Here is a 14,896-nt window from a genome sequence, read left to right as displayed (position 1 = left end):
TCAGCTTGCGCATCTGCGGGCGCGCTACGAGCGCGCGCTGCTGCCGGTCCTGCGCTCGCAGGTCGACACGGGCAGCGCGGTCGCGCTCGCCGTCACGAATGCCGCGCTCGACGAGCTCGATGCCGTCTTCGTCGAACTTGCCGGCCCCGACCCCTACGACTTCTGGCGTCTCGCGCGGGCCTGTGCGAAGGCGCTGCGCGCAGGCGGCCATGCGGCTCGCGATACCGACGCGCGGCGCTTCTACGCGCGCTGCAACCTCGCGCTCGCCGATCACGCGCGCGGCATCGAGCGTGCGCCGCGTTCGCTCGTGCGTGCGACGCTCGCGCTCTTGTGGCGCGACTATGCGCTGCTTGGCGCGGCTGCCGAAGATGCGGAGCAGGTCGAGGTGCTGCGCGACTATGGCCTGAGCGTCGACTGGCACATCGCGGGCACGCAGGCGTCGGAAATGCTTTGGGAAGCGGGCGCGCTCGAAGCGCAATCGCGCGGCGCGCTGCACGGTTCGCTGTCGCGCGATCTGGGCGTGCTGAGCGTCAACGCGAACGCCTACGAAGACTTCCTGCAGACCGCCGACGCATCGATCCAGGCGCTTAGCGCACATGCGCGCGCGGCCGATCAGCCGGAGAAGGCCGATCCCAGCGAGGCGCTGCAGGCGGGCGATGCCGCCTATCGGCTCGGCTCGGCGGCGTGCGCGCTCGGCCTCGGCCATGTGGCGCTACTGGCCGATGCACTCGGTCTCGCGTGGCGCCGTCGCGCGCACGCGGGCGTGGCGACGCCGGCGGTACGCGCGCATGTGATCGTCGGCGCGCCGGCCGCGGATACGCTCGAACAGGCCGCCGAAGCCTTGCGCGCGACGCTGCACAAAGTCGCGGCCGGCGTCGGGCCGGCCGGCGGCAGTCTTACGCAGGCAGCGCTTACTGCACTGACGCGCGCGATCGAGCAGGGCGGCGCGTGAACCGTGTCGTCGCGGCAGCTGATCGGTGCCGCAATCGATGCTGCAATCGATCCAGCCCGCGCACGGCGCATGCCGCGTTGCCGGAACACAAAAGTCGCCCCGCGATAAAAGCAGCATGAACCGCGATGCGTCCGTTGCGATAAGACACAATCCCTCAACATCGAGCAATGTCCGGCGATCTGCGCGCGGGCACGCCTGCCTCGACCGCATGCTGCGCTGCCCCCGAGCGGTACATGAGCCCTCCATAAGCCATCCCTAAGCGGCTTCATGAAACGATCCATGCGCGGGCGCATGAACGGCGCATAAACGCTGTGCTGGCACGCTCCAGGCCCCGCCCGATTGGCACGTCGCCGGGGCCGCGCATGATAGAGTGCAACCTGATCCGGCGTCGATGGCAGGCGGCACGGCGCGCATCGCGCGACCTCGCTCAAAGCCCGCCATCCCGCATCGTCTTTGCTAAAATCCCAACTATGTCCAAGAGTACCGATCGCATCAATCTGACCAACCAGTTCCTGATCGCCATGCCCAACATGGCCGATCCGACGTTTTCAGGAACGGTGGTCTACCTTTGCGATCACAGTGAGCGCGGCGCGCTCGGCCTCGTCATCAACCGGCCGACCGATATCGACCTGCAGGCGCTCTTCAATCGCATCGATCTGAAGCTCGAGATCGAACCTCTTCTCCATGTTCCCGTGTACTTCGGCGGCCCGGTGCAAACCGAGCGCGGCTTCGTGCTGCACGATCCGAAAACCGGCGGCGCGTATACGTCGTCGATGTCCGTGCCGGGCGGCCTCGAAATGACCACCTCGAAAGACGTGCTCGAAGCGGTCGCGAGCGGCAACGGCCCGGAACGTTTTCTGCTGACGCTCGGCCACGCCGGCTGGGGCGCGGGCCAGCTCGAAGACGAAATCTCGAAGAACGGCTGGCTCACGGTCGAAGCCGATCCGAAGATCGTTTTCGACGTGCCCGCCGAAGAGCGTCTCGAAGCGGCGCTCGCGCTGCTCGGCGTGTCGCTCTCCATGCTTTCGGGCGAGGCCGGGCACGCATGAGAGGCCGCGCATGAGCCTGTCGCACGGACGCGAGGCGACGCTGCTCGCGTTCGACTACGGTGAAAAACGCATCGGCGTGGCGGTCGGCAATTCGTTGACGCGCCGCGCGCGGCCGCTCGTCGTCGTGCAGAACCGCAGCAAGGACTATCGCTTCGAAGCGCTCGGCAAGCTGATCGCCGAGTGGAAGCCCAATGCGCTCGTGGTCGGTTTGCCGATGCATCCGGACGGCACGCCGCACGAACGCACCCAGCTCGCGAAGCGCTTCGGCAACCAGCTGAACGGCCGCTTCAATCTGCCGGTGACATGGGTCGACGAGCGCTATTCGTCGGTCGAGGCCGAGGCGGAAATCCGCGCCGGCAACGGCCGTGCCGACATGCTCGACGCCGAGGCCGCCAGCATCATCCTTCAGCAATATCTAGACGGACTTTCCGACGATCATGAGTTCCATTGACGCCGAAGTGCTGTATCGCGCGTTGCTCGACCAGATTCGCGCGGCCTTTGGCGACCAGCTGGGCGGTGCGGAAGGCGCGGTGCTGGCCGGTATCCATAGCGGCGGCGCGTGGCTCGCCGAGCGGCTTGCGCGCGACCTGAAGCTCGCGAGCTTCGGCGTGGTGAACGTCGCGCTGCATCGCGACGACTATGCGAAGAAAGGGCTGCACTCGCAGGCGAGCCCGACCTCGCTGCCATTCGCGGTCGACGGCCGCCGTATCGTGCTCGTCGACGACGTGCTGTACACGGGCCGCACGATCCGCGCGGCGCTCAACGAGCTATACGACTATGGCCGTCCGGCTTCGGTCGAACTCGCGGTGCTCGCCGATCGCGGCGGACGCGAGTTGCCAGTGGCGGCGCGCTGCGTCGGCGGAATGGTCGACGTGCCCGCCGACGCGACGCTCGTGCTGGCCCGCGAAGACGACGGTGCGGGCCGCACGCGCTTTGTTTTTCACACCGAAGCACGCGCCGATTGAAACTCGCGCGGGCGGCGCGACGGCGAAGCGTAGAGCGCGAGCCATGAATGAGCATGCACCAGCATGCCGTTCGAACGCCGCAGCCCGAGCCGGCTCGCTCAGGCTCGCACCGGCTTGAGCTCGATTCGCGCCGCGCAAAAACCGCGCAGCCTTTCGCCGCGCCGTGACGCGCGCGGACGGCACGGAAATTGTCACCGAGCATCGCAGAACGTCACACGCAGTGCGCATCGACATCGATCACGTTGAAGCCCGTATTTGAAGCAGGTACACCATGAACACCGCCACCCAGGCTCCGCAGGATTCCTCCGCTAGCGCGTCCGAGCGCTTTCGCTACGGCTTCCTGAAGGGCAACCCGCAGCTCACGAAAAACGGCGAGCTCAAACATCTGTTGTCGATCGAGGGCTTGCCGAAGTCGATCGTCAATCACATTCTCGATACCGCCGACCAGTTCGTCAGCGTGACCGATCGCGAAGTGAAGAAGGTGCCGCTTCTGCGCGGCAAGTCGGTGTTCAACCTGTTCTTCGAGAACTCGACGCGCACGCGCACGACCTTCGAAATCGCCGCGACGCGGCTGTCGGCCGACGTGCTGAACCTGAATATCAACGCGTCGTCGACGAGCAAGGGCGAATCGCTGCTCGATACGATCAACAACCTCTCGGCGATGCACGCGGACCTGTTCGTCGTGCGTCATGCGTCGAGCGGCGCGCCGTATCTGATCGCGCAGCATTGCGCGCCGCACGTGCACGTGATCAACGCCGGCGACGGCCGTCATGCGCACCCGACGCAGGGCCTGCTCGACATGTACACGATCCGCCACTACAAGAAGGACTTCACGAAGCTGCGTGTGGCGATCGTCGGCGACATCCTGCATTCGCGCGTCGCGCGCTCCGACATTCACGCGCTGACCACGCTCGGCGTGCCCGAAGTGCGCGCGATCGGTCCGCGCACGCTGTTGCCGGGCGGGCTCGAACAGATGGGCGTGCGCGTGTTCCACAACCTCGACGAAGGTTTGAAGGGCGTCGACGTCATCATCATGCTGCGCCTGCAGAACGAGCGCATGAGCGGTGCGCTGCTGCCGTCGTCGCAGGAGTATTTCAAGAGCTGGGGGCTCACGCCCGAGCGTCTCGCGCTCGCCGCGCCCGATGCGATCGTGATGCACCCGGGACCGATGAACCGTGGCGTCGAGATCGACTCGCAGGTCGCGGACGGTCCGCAGTCGGTGATCCTGAACCAGGTCACGTTCGGCATCGCGGTGCGCATGGCGGTGATGGGCATCGTCGCGGGCAACAACGATTAAGCAGCAATTAAGCCGCGACCGGGCAACGGCCGGGCATCAGGCTGAACCACGGGTTTAACAAAGGCAGCGCATGAAGATTCATATTCAAGGCGGCACGCTGATCGATCCGGTCGCGGGCACCGAACAGCAGCAGGACATTTTTATCGACGCGGGCAGGATCGCCGCGATCGGCCATGCGCCGGCCGGCTTCCAGGCCACGCAGACGGTCGACGCAACCGGCCTCATGGTCGCGCCGGGTCTCGTCGATCTGTGCGCGCGTCTGCGCGAGCCGGGCTACGAGCACAAGGCGACGCTCAAGTCGGAAATGGCCGCGGCGCTCGCGGGCGGCGTGACGAGCCTCGTGTGTCCGCCGGACACCGATCCGACGCTCGACGAGCCGGGCCTCGTCGAAATGCTGCGGTTCCGCGCGCGCAACCTGAACCAGGCGCACGTGTATCCGCTCGGCGCGCTGACGGTCGGCCTCAAGGGGCAGGTCATTACCGAGATGGTCGAGCTGACCGAGGCGGGCTGCGTCGGCTTTTCGCAGGCCGACACGCCGATCGTCGATACCCAGGTGCTGATGCGCGCGCTGCAATACGCGAAGACCTACGGCTACACCGCATGGCTGCGTCCGGTCGATGCGTATCTCGGCAAGGGCGGCGTTGCCGCGAGCGGCGCGGTGGCGTCGCGGCTCGGTTTGTCGGGCGTGCCGGTGGCCGCCGAAACGATCGCACTGCACACGATCTTCGAACTCGTGCGCGTGACCGGCGCGCGCGTGCACATTCCGCACGTGTCGTCGGCGGCGGGCGTCGAGCTCGTGCGCGCGGCGAAGGCCGAGGGTTTGCCGGTGTCGTGCGACGTCACCGTGAACCATCTGCATCTGATCGATCTCGACATCGGGTATTTCGACGCGCAGTTCCGGCTCGATCCGCCGCTGCGCCAGCAGCGCGATCGCGAAGCGATCCGCGCGGGCGTCGTCGACGGCACGATCGACGCGATCTGCTCGGCCCACACGCCGGTCGACGACGACGAAAAGCTGCTGCCGTTCGGCGAGGCGACGCCGGGCGCGACCGGGCTCGAACTGTTCCTCTCGCTGACCGTGAAATGGGCCGACGAAGCGGGCGTGCCGCTCGCCACCGCGCTCAACCGCATCACGACGGCGCCCGCGCGCGTGCTCGGGCTTGCAGCGGCCGGCAGCGTCGCGGTCGGTGCGGCGGCCGATCTGTGCGTGTTCGACCGTCGCGCGCACTGGTTCGTCGAGCCGCGCGCGCTGAAGAGCCAGGGGCACAACACGCCGTTCCTCGGATACGAACTGCCGGCGCGCGTGCGCGCGACGATCGTCTCCGGCCAGCTCGCGTACGAGCAGCGCTGAGCGGTTCCGTTCAGTACGCCGCCGCGCCCGCCGTCCAGTCAAGGAAAGCTCCGACAATGAAGCTCGCGTTACGCAAGATCCGACTCATCGCGCATCTGCTGCACGGCATGTGGACCGTCGCCACGCGCTTTCCGAAGGCGAGCGCGGAACGGCGCCACGCACTCAACCGCGCGTGGTCGCTGAAGATGCTGCGCTTGTGCGGCATGCGCCTCGTGGTCCATAACGACGCGGCGCGGCTCGATCGCGGCGCGCTCGTGGTCGCCAATCACGTGTCGTGGATCGACATCTACGTGATCAATGCGTGGCGGCCGACGCCGTTCGTCTCGAAGGCGGAGATCCGCCAATGGCCGGTGGTCGGCTGGCTCGCGCAGCAACTGGACACGGTGTTCATCCAGCGCGAGAAGCGCAGCGACGCGAAGCGGATCATGCACGAACTCGCGGATCGCCTGAGCACCGGCGAGCTGATGTGCGTGTTTCCCGAGGGCACCACCTCGAACGGGCTCGCGCTGCTGCCGTTTCACTCGAACATGTTCCAGGCGGCGGTGTCGGCCGGCGTGCCGGTGCAGCCGGTGTGCCTCATGTACGAGGATGCGCAGGGCCGGCAGTCGACGGCGCCCGCGTATATCGACGATCTGTCGCTGGCCGATTCGCTCGACATGCTGTTGCGCGGCGGCCCGCTGACCGCGCATGTGTACGTGGGCGAGCCGCTGGCGGCGGGCGCGGACCGGCGCACGCTGGCCGCGCAGGCGCAGGAGTCGATCGCCGGTGCGTTGCGGCAGATGCAGCACGGCACTGCGAATGCAGGGGCGGCCGTGGCGGAAGAGGCCGTTTCGTCGGACGATTCGGCGGGCACGCTGATCGAGCCGGCCGACCGTTCGGGCCATTCGGCCTGACGGCGGTTTCGACGCTCCGGCGTCGTGCGGGTCGGGCTGATCGGGCGGGAGCGTAGGGCGCGGACTTCAGCGCCTCTAGTGCGCCTCTAGTTGCCGCCGGCCACCCGGCACGATTCGCAATCGACCTGCGTCAGCGTGCGTTCCGCGGGATTGCTCGCGAGCCGCACGGCGGACAACTGCTCGCCCCACACGCAACCCGAGTCGAGGCCGATCAGGTTGTCGCGCAGGATCAACCCGAGCGCGGCCCAATGGCCGAACACCACGGTCACGTCCTCGGTCTTGCGCGACGGCGCTTCGAACCATGGAATGCAGCCGGCCGGCGCCGAACCGAGGGTGCCGCTGCTGCTGAAATCCATCGTGCCGTTCGCGGTGCAGAAGCGGATGCGCGTCAATGCGCTACAGGTCACGCGCAGCCGGTCGATGCCTTTCAGGTCAGGCTTCCAGCGGTTCGGCTCGTTGCCGTACAGGCCCGCCAGCGTTTCCTTCCAGTTTGGCGCGCGCAGCGCGCGCTGCAACTCGTCGGCCAGCTCCATCGTCATGCTCGCGTCCCATTGCGGCAGCACGCCGGCATGCACCATCAGCATGCCGTTTTCGAAGTGCGCGAGCGGACGGTGGCGAATCCAGTCGAGCAGATCGGCGGCATCGGGCGCAGCGAGGATGTCGTCGATCGTGTCGCCTTTTTTCGATTTGCGAATGCCCGCCGACACCGACAACAGATGCAGATCGTGATTGCCTAGCACCGGTACCGCACGATCGCCTAGCGCGATGACGTCGCGCAGCGTGGCCAGCGACTCGGCGCCACGGTTGATCAGATCGCCCGCGAACCAGAGCGGCGTGCCGTCTGGCGGCGCGGCCTTGGCCAGCAGTTGCTGGAACGGTTTGCGGCAGCCCTGCAGATCGCCGAACGCGAGCGGTACCAGGGGAGGCGAGATGCCGGAAGTGGTGGAGGGGGTCATCGGATGAATCGGCGCGGTTCGAAATTTGTGGTAATAGACATGCATGCTGCATTTGGCGGTGCAACATGTCGGCCTGACATAATATCCGGTTTGAATTGCCGGTATCGTCATTGCCGGTATCGTCGAGGGCCCGCACTCGGCGCGAGTTCGCAACCCCGGCGGGATATTGGCGCGACGAACAGGAGCAGAAGAAGGCATGCCGTTTTCGCAGTCGACGCAGCCCGTGCGCACGCTCGTGACCGGTGCGAGCGGTTTCACCGGCCGATATCTGGTCAGGAAGCTGCGCGCCCGTGGCCACACCGTGATCGAGACGGTGGGCGACCCCGGCGCGACGGCAACGCCGACCCGGCTGCCGCTCGACATCGCCTCGCCCGATGCGTGCCAGCGCGTGATCGAGCGCGTGCGGCCCGACTACATCGTGCATCTGGCCGCGATCAGCTTCGTCGGGCATGACGATCCTCTGGACTTCTATCGCGTGAACGTGGTGGGCACGCTGAATCTGCTGGAAGCGTGCGCGCACGCCGGCCATACGCCGCGCAAGCTGCTGATCGCGAGCAGCGCGCACGTCTACGGCAACGTGACCAGCGACGCGATCGACGAAAGCTTCCCGCTGCACCCCGTCAATCACTACGCGGCCAGCAAGGCGGCGATGGAAACGATGGTGCGCACCTGGTTCGACCGGCTGCCGATCCTGATGGTGCGGCCGTTCAACTACACCGGCCGCGGGCAGGCCTCGAACTTCCTCGTGCCGAAGATCGTCGAGCACTTCGCGCGCCGCGAGTCGTCCATCGAACTCGGCAATATCGATGTGGCGCGCGATTTTTCCGACGTGCGCTACGTGGCGAGCGTGTACGAAGCACTGCTCGATTCTCCGGCCGTGTCCGAAACCGTCAACGTCTGCACGGGCACGCCTTATACGCTGCGCGACATCCTCTCGGCGGCGAGCGAGCTGACGGGGCACGAGCTGGAAATCCGCGCCAACCCCGCGTTCGTGCGGAAAACCGACGTGAAGATGCTCGTCGGATCGCCGGCCAGGCTGCGCGCGCTGGTGCCGGCCATCGCGTCCATCCCATTTATCGAGACCCTGGGCTGGATGCTCGCAGCCTGACTGGCTCGTTTGCGTCCTCCCGCCGCCCCCGCGTCCGCCACCCTCGGCAACCACCCTCGGGCGCCCTCAAAAAAATAATCCGGTTAGCCCGATACCAATTTTGTCAAGCTGTTTCAAGTTGTTAGGGTTCTAGTTTTTGCACCGGGCGGCTTTATAATTGTGCCTTCATAAAATCGGCGTCTGAGTGTCTATCGGTTGTACGGAAAGGCGCGACGGGCGGCGGCAGAAGCGGACTCCACCACTACGCGGGGTGCACGGGCCGGCACAGTCACAATGGCCTGTCACTAACATCTAGAAGGGAATTTCATGATCCTGGTAACGGGCGGCGCCGGCTTTATCGGTGCCAATTTCGTGCTCGACTGGCTCGATGCGTCGGACGAAGCGGTGCTCAACGTCGACAAGCTCACCTACGCCGGCAATCTCGGCACGCTCAAATCGCTACAGGGCAATCCCAATCACGTTTTCGCGCGCGTCGACATCTGCGAGCGCGCCGCGCTCGACGCGCTGTTCGCCGAGCACAAGCCGCGCGCCGTGCTGCATTTCGCGGCCGAAAGCCACGTCGACCGCTCGATTCACGGCCCGGCCGATTTCGTGCAGACCAACGTGGTTGGCACCTTCACGCTGCTCGAAGCCGCGCGCAGCTACTGGAACACGCTGGGCGAAGCCGAGCGGGCCGCCTTCCGCTTCCTGCACGTATCGACCGACGAAGTGTTCGGCTCGCTGTCCGCTACCGACCCGCAATTCTCCGAAACCACGCCGTACGCGCCGAATAGCCCCTATTCGGCCACCAAGGCCGGCTCCGATCACCTCGTGCGCGCCTACCATCACACGTACGGCCTGCCGGTGCTCACCACCAACTGCTCGAACAACTACGGCCCGTACCAGTTCCCCGAAAAGCTGATCCCGCTGATGATCGCCAACGCGCTCGCGGGCAAGCCGCTGCCGGTGTACGGCGACGGCCAGAACGTGCGCGACTGGCTGTACGTCGGCGACCATTGCAGCGCGATCCGCGAAGTGCTCGCGCGCGGCACGCCCGGCGAAACGTACAACGTCGGCGGCTGGAACGAGAAAAAGAATCTCGAAGTCGTGCATACGCTGTGCGATCTGCTCGACAGGCTGCGCTCGAAAGCGGCCGGCTCGTATCGCGACCAGATCACCTATGTGAAGGACCGTCCGGGCCACGACCGCCGTTACGCGATCGACGCCCGCAAGCTCGAACGCGAACTCGGCTGGAAGCCGGCGGAAACGTTCGAAACGGGTCTTGCCAAAACGGTCCAGTGGTATCTGGGCAATCAGGCATGGTCCGACGAAGTCGCTTCGGGTGAATACCGGAAGTGGGTCGAAACCAACTACGCGCAACGCGCGTGACGGCACATAAGGGCACGGCCATGGCGCGCAAAGGCATCATTCTCGCGGGCGGTTCGGGCACCCGCCTGTATCCGATCACACATGTCGTCTCGAAGCAGCTGCTGCCGGTCTACGACAAGCCGATGATCTACTACCCGCTTTCCACGCTGATGGTGGCGGGCATTCGCGACGTGCTGATCATCTCCACGCCGCAGGACACGCCGCGCTTCGAGGCGATGCTCGGCGACGGCAGCCAGTGGGGCATGAACATCCAGTACGCGGTGCAGCCGTCGCCGGACGGGCTCGCGCAGGCGTTCATCATCGGCCGCGAGTTCGTCGGCAACGATCCGTCGGCGCTGATTCTCGGCGACAACATCTTCTACGGCCACGATCTTGCGAAGCAGCTCGAGCGCGCCAACGACCAGACCGACGGCGCGACCGTGTTCGCGTATCACGTGCACGATCCGGAGCGCTACGGCGTGGTCGAATTCGACGAGCAGTTCCGTGCGCTGTCGATCGAGGAGAAGCCCGCGAAGCCGCGCTCGCACTACGCGGTCACGGGCCTCTACTTCTACGACAAACAGGTCTGCGACATCGCCGCGGACATCAAGCCGTCGCCGCGCGGCGAACTCGAAATCACCGACGTCAACTCGCGCTATCTCGCGAACGCGGCGCTCAACGTCGAGATCATGGGCCGCGGCTATGCGTGGCTTGACACCGGCACGCACGATTCGCTGATCGAGGCCGCGACCTTCATCGCGACGCTGCAAAAGCGCCAGGGTCTCGTGGTCGCGTGTCCGGAAGAGATCGCGTACCGCCGCAAGTGGATCGACGGCGAACAGCTGCTCGCGCTTGCCAGGCCGCTCGCGAAGAACGCCTACGGGAAGTACCTGCAAAACATTCTTACGGATCACGTCGCATGGCCATCCAGGTAACCGCTACGGCACTGCCCGAAGTCAAGATCATCGAGCCGAAGGTGTTCGGCGATGCGCGTGGTTTTTTCTTCGAGAGCTTCAATGCGCTCGAATTTGCCGAGAAGGTCGAGGCGGGCGTCGAGTTCGTGCAGGACAACCACTCGCGCTCGGCCAGGGACGTGCTGCGCGGTCTGCATTATCAGATCCAGCATGCGCAGGGCAAGCTCGTGCGCGTCGTCGAAGGCGAGGTGTTCGACGTGGCCGTCGACATCCGCAAGAGCTCGCCGAATTTCGGCAAGTGGGTCGGCGTGACGCTGTCGGTCGAGAATCACCGGCAACTGTGGGTGCCGCCTGGCTTCGCGCACGGCTTCGTCGTGCTGTCGGAGTCCGCGCAGTTCCTCTACAAGACCACCGACTACTGGTTCCCCGAGCACGAGCGCAGCATCGTGTGGAACGATCCGGCCATCGGCATCGAATGGCCGATCGGCGTCGAACCGCTGCTCGCGGCGAAGGACGCGGCAGGCAAGCGCCTCGCCGAGGCCGAAGTTTACGCATAAGGGACAGCCGCATGAGCGCACAGGATGCGAAGCGCACGATTCTCGTCACGGGCGTGAACGGCCAGGTCGGCTACGAACTCGCGCGCACGCTGCAGGGCCTCGGCAACGTGGTGGCAGTCGACCGCTCGCGGCTCGATCTGTCGAACCTCGATCAGATCCGCGCGGTGGTGCGCGAGGTACGTCCCGCGCTGATCGTCAACCCGGCGGCCTATACGGCGGTCGACAAGGCGGAGCAGGAAGCCGATCTCGCGATGCGCATCAACGGCGAGGCGCCGGGCGTGCTTGCCGAGGAAGCGAAAAAGCTCGGCGCGGCGCTGATCCACTATTCGACCGACTACGTGTTCGACGGCACGAAGCAAGGCGCCTACGTCGAGGACGATCCGACCGATCCGCAGAACGCCTACGGCCGCACCAAGCTCGCGGGCGAGCAGGCGATCGCGGCGACGGGCGTCGATCACCTCGTGCTGCGCACGAGCTGGGTGTACGGCACGCGCGGCAAGAACTTTCTGCTGACGATGCTGCGGCTCGGCGCCGAGCGTCCCGAACTGAAGGTCGTCGCCGACCAGTTCGGCGCGCCCACCTGGTGCAACACGATCGCGACGCTGACCGCGCATCTGTGCGCGCAGGCCTTCGCCGCCGAACACGGCGCGACATGGTGGCACGAGCGCTCGGGCATCTATCACCTGTGCGCGGGCGATTCGACTTCGTGGCACGGCTTCGCGTCGGCGATCTTCGAGCTCGCAGGCCTGCCGAACCGGCCGAACACCCTGCCGATTCCCGCCGCGGATTACCCCACGCCGGCGCAGCGTCCAGCCAATTCCATAATGTCGAACGAGAAGCTGGCGCGCGTGTTCGGGCTTGCCGCGCCGCATTGGCGCGACGCGTTGCGCCTGTGTCTGACGGACGGTTTTCCGAAGTCGCCCGCGGCCTGTTCCTGAGGCTGTTTTTGCGGCAGCCCGCGCGTGCTCTCATGGCGCCCAGACGGTACACGGACGCATCGGGAGACGCAGCGCGCTGCCCGTCCGCGCACGGCTTCCCCGAACTAACGAAGCCTGACAGTGGTGAAAGGGGGCGGCGGTAGAATGTCGCGATACGAACGTGCCACCGGGCGCTTCTCCGGTGCGGCGCATGATAGCGGCGCCGCGCGGGCAAAGCGCACGCAGGGTGGCGCAATTCGTGCTGGACGTGCCGAATGGATCGTGCCGATGAATTCGCCTCAGTGCGCCGCCGTCGCGCGGTCACGTAATAAGTACGAAATCGAGAGGAAGCTGTGAGTTTGTTACCGATCATTCTGTGCGGCGGAGCGGGATCGCGGCTTTGGCCGGTGTCCCGCGAATTGCATCCGAAGCCGTTCATCCGTCTCGCGGACGGCGAAAGCCTGCTGCAGAAAGCCTTTCTGCGCGCGGTGGCGCTGCCCGGCGTGCAGGAAGTGCTGACGGTGACGAACCGCGAGCTGTTCTTCAAGACCGAAGACGATTTCCGCGAGGTCAACGAGAAGGGCGTGGCGACCTCGTTCATTCTCGAACCGTTCGGCCGCAATACGGCCGCGGCGGTCGCCACGGCGGCTTTGCATACCGCGAAGGCGCACGGCGAAGACACGGTGATGCTGATACTCGCCGCCGATCATCTGATCGCCGATCAGGCCGCGTTCGCGGCGGCGGTCGAGCGGGCGCGCACGCTCGCGCAGGCCGGCAAGGTCGTGACCTTCGGCATGCATCCGGAGACGCCCGAAACCGGCTACGGCTATATCGAAGCCGATGGCGAGCGGGTCGTGCGCTTCGTCGAGAAGCCGTCGCTCGACAAGGCCCGCGAATATCTCGCCTCGGGCAAGTTCGTGTGGAACTCGGGCATGTTCTGCTTCACCGCGGGCACGATCCTCGAGGAAATGCGCACGCACTGCCCGGACATTCTCGATGCCGCGGCCGCGTGCATGGAGAAGTCGCCCTCGGCCGAGGGCGCGACCGGCGCGCAGGTGCGGCTCGAACCGGGCAGTTTCGGCGCGGTGCCGGAGTTGTCGATCGACTACGCGGTGATGGAGAAGTGTGCGCACGCGGCGGTCGTGCGTTGCGACATCGGCTGGACCGACGTCGGTTCGTGGACCGCGCTGTCCGATCTGTCGCCGGCCGACGCGAGCGGCAACCGCGTCGAAGGCGAGGCGCTGCTCGTCGACGTGAAGAACTCGTATCTGCGCAGCGGCGGCCGTCTGATCGGCGCGGTCGGCATCGACAACCTGATCGTGATCGACACGCCCGACGCGCTGCTCGTCGCGAACAAGGCGCGCGCGCAGGACGTGAAGCAGATTTTCGCGGAACTGAAGTTGCGCGGCCACGAGACGTACAAGGTGCATCGCACCGTGCATCGGCCGTGGGGCACGTACTCGGTGCTCGAAGAGGGGCCGCGCTTCAAGATCAAGCGCATCGAGGTGAAGCCGGGCGCGAGCCTGAGCCTGCAGATGCATCATCACCGCAACGAGCATTGGGTCGTGGTGAGCGGCATGGCGAAGGTCGTCAACGGCGAGCAGGAATTTTTCGTGTCGACCAACGAGTCGACCTACATCCCGGCCGGTCACAAGCACCGCCTCGAAAATCCGGGCGTCGTCGAGCTCGTGATGATCGAAGTGCAAAGCGGCGAATATCTCGGCGAAGACGATATCGTCCGCTTCGAGGACATTTACGGACGTACTTGAGATGGATATCAGTTTTACCAACGACTCCGAAGACCTGACGCGCCACAACGAGCGCGACGATCTGTTTATCGGCATGAAGGCGCTGCGCGTGTGGGGCACGCTCGGCTGGCATGACATCCGCCAGCGTTATCGCCGCTCGGTGCTCGGGCCGTTCTGGTTCACGCTCAGCACGATCATCATGGTGGTCGTGCTCGGCGCGCTGTACTCGACGCTGCTGCACCAGGAAATCGCGAACTACCTGCCGTATCTCGCGGTCGGGCTCGTCGTGTGGGCGTACCTGGCGTCGGTCGCCAACGAGGGCTGCCTCGCCTTCATCGGCTCCGCCTATCTGATCAAGCAGATCAGGCTGCCGCTCACCGTACATGTGTGCCGCATCGCGTGGCGCAACTTCGTGATCCTGCTGCATAGCCTGCCGGTGGTGGTCGTGCTGCTGATCGTGTTCGGCCACTGGCCGGGCTGGGAAATCGCGCTGGTGCCGTTCGCGCTCGTGATCCTGCTGCTGCACGGCGTGTGGCTCGGCGTCACGCTCGGCGTGCTGTGCGCGCGCTTTCGCGACATCCCGCCGATCGTCACGAACCTGATCCAGGTCGTGTTCTTCTTCACGCCCGTCATGTGGTCGCCGGAAATTCTCAAGGACCGCGCGTGGGTCGCCGAATACAACCCGCTCTATCACCTGATCGAAACCGTGCGCGCGCCGCTCACCGGCCGCCCGACCCATTGGGAGTCGTGGGCCTGGTCGATCGGTCTCCTGATCGTCGGCTTTGCGTTCGCGCAGATCCTGATGAAGCGTTTCCGTAATCGCGTTCCTTACTGGCTTTGAT

The 14,896-nt window shown here is 65.8% G+C and carries 15 protein-coding genes; 14 read left to right on the top strand and 1 reads right to left on the bottom strand.

Annotated elements, in window-relative coordinates:
• The 7 genes from GXB81_RS20110 to GXB81_RS20080 all read left to right on the top strand — a co-directional run.
• On the top strand, nt 1-952 hold a 952-nt coding region (locus tag GXB81_RS20110), incomplete at its 5' end, for a hypothetical protein (protein ID WP_205990156.1).
• A 470-nt stretch (nt 953-1,422) separates the two neighbouring features.
• On the top strand, nt 1,423-2,001 hold the full coding sequence (locus GXB81_RS20105; protein WP_167036289.1) for a YqgE/AlgH family protein: 579 nt from the start codon (nt 1,423-1,425) through the stop codon (nt 1,999-2,001).
• A 10-nt stretch (nt 2,002-2,011) separates the two neighbouring features.
• Complete coding sequence (gene ruvX, locus GXB81_RS20100; RefSeq protein ID WP_205990155.1) at nt 2,012-2,452, top strand: Holliday junction resolvase RuvX; 441 nt, start codon at nt 2,012-2,014, stop codon at nt 2,450-2,452.
• Nucleotides 2,439-2,966: a bifunctional pyr operon transcriptional regulator/uracil phosphoribosyltransferase PyrR gene (gene pyrR, locus GXB81_RS20095; protein ID WP_167282169.1), complete on the top strand. Its 528-nt coding sequence runs from the start codon at nt 2,439-2,441 to the stop codon at nt 2,964-2,966. The genes ruvX and pyrR overlap by 14 nt, the downstream gene beginning before the upstream one ends.
• 271 nt (nt 2,967-3,237) lie before the next feature.
• On the top strand, nt 3,238-4,263 hold the full coding sequence (locus GXB81_RS20090; RefSeq protein ID WP_167036298.1) for an aspartate carbamoyltransferase catalytic subunit: 1,026 nt from the start codon (nt 3,238-3,240) through the stop codon (nt 4,261-4,263).
• A 70-nt stretch (nt 4,264-4,333) separates the two neighbouring features.
• Complete coding sequence (locus tag GXB81_RS20085) at nt 4,334-5,614, top strand: dihydroorotase (RefSeq protein WP_167036301.1); 1,281 nt, start codon at nt 4,334-4,336, stop codon at nt 5,612-5,614.
• Nucleotides 5,615-5,670: 56 nt separating this feature from the next.
• The gene (locus GXB81_RS20080) at nt 5,671-6,507 is read left to right on the top strand and encodes a lysophospholipid acyltransferase family protein (protein WP_205990154.1); all 837 of its coding nucleotides are present in this window, start codon (nt 5,671-5,673) and stop codon (nt 6,505-6,507) included.
• 86 nt (nt 6,508-6,593) lie between these two features.
• Here the strand turns inward: GXB81_RS20080 and GXB81_RS20075 are convergent, their stop codons facing one another.
• Entirely contained in the window at nt 6,594-7,463 is an 870-nt protein-coding gene (locus tag GXB81_RS20075) for a symmetrical bis(5'-nucleosyl)-tetraphosphatase (protein WP_167036307.1), read from the bottom strand.
• 196 nt (nt 7,464-7,659) lie between these two features.
• Between GXB81_RS20075 and GXB81_RS20070 the strand changes: the two genes are divergently transcribed.
• From GXB81_RS20070 to GXB81_RS20040, 7 genes are all read left to right on the top strand, one after another.
• Nucleotides 7,660-8,571, top strand: coding sequence for a GDP-mannose 4,6-dehydratase (locus GXB81_RS20070; protein WP_167036310.1), 912 nt, complete (start codon nt 7,660-7,662; stop codon nt 8,569-8,571).
• Between the two features lie 306 nt (nt 8,572-8,877).
• Entirely contained in the window at nt 8,878-9,939 is a 1,062-nt protein-coding gene (rfbB, locus tag GXB81_RS20065) for a dTDP-glucose 4,6-dehydratase (RefSeq protein ID WP_205990153.1), read from the top strand.
• Between the two features lie 20 nt (nt 9,940-9,959).
• Nucleotides 9,960-10,853, top strand: a complete 894-nt coding sequence (gene rfbA / locus GXB81_RS20060; protein ID WP_167036925.1) for a glucose-1-phosphate thymidylyltransferase RfbA — start codon at nt 9,960-9,962, stop codon at nt 10,851-10,853.
• The gene (gene rfbC, locus GXB81_RS20055; protein ID WP_205990152.1) at nt 10,838-11,389 is read left to right on the top strand and encodes a dTDP-4-dehydrorhamnose 3,5-epimerase; all 552 of its coding nucleotides are present in this window, start codon (nt 10,838-10,840) and stop codon (nt 11,387-11,389) included. Before rfbA ends, rfbC begins: the two co-directional genes overlap by 16 nt.
• Before the next feature lie 11 nt (nt 11,390-11,400).
• Nucleotides 11,401-12,327: a dTDP-4-dehydrorhamnose reductase gene (gene rfbD / locus GXB81_RS20050; protein WP_205990151.1), complete on the top strand. Its 927-nt coding sequence runs from the start codon at nt 11,401-11,403 to the stop codon at nt 12,325-12,327.
• Between the two features lie 332 nt (nt 12,328-12,659).
• On the top strand, nt 12,660-14,075 hold the full coding sequence (locus GXB81_RS20045) for a mannose-1-phosphate guanylyltransferase/mannose-6-phosphate isomerase (RefSeq protein WP_205990150.1): 1,416 nt from the start codon (nt 12,660-12,662) through the stop codon (nt 14,073-14,075).
• Between the two features lies 1 nt (nt 14,076).
• Nucleotides 14,077-14,895 carry an ABC transporter permease gene (locus GXB81_RS20040; RefSeq protein WP_167036325.1) on the top strand — a complete coding sequence of 273 codons (819 nt, stop codon included), beginning with the start codon at nt 14,077-14,079 and terminating at the stop codon, nt 14,893-14,895.
• The last annotated feature ends 1 nt before the right edge of the window (nt 14,896 follow it).

Origin of the sequence: Paraburkholderia sp. Ac-20336, assembly GCF_017105025.1 — a bacterium.
In the GTDB taxonomy this organism is placed as follows: Bacteria; Pseudomonadota; Gammaproteobacteria; order Burkholderiales; family Burkholderiaceae; genus Paraburkholderia.
The sequence above is the reverse complement of the archived record's forward strand: the minus strand, read 5'-3'. Positions and strand labels throughout refer to the sequence as shown.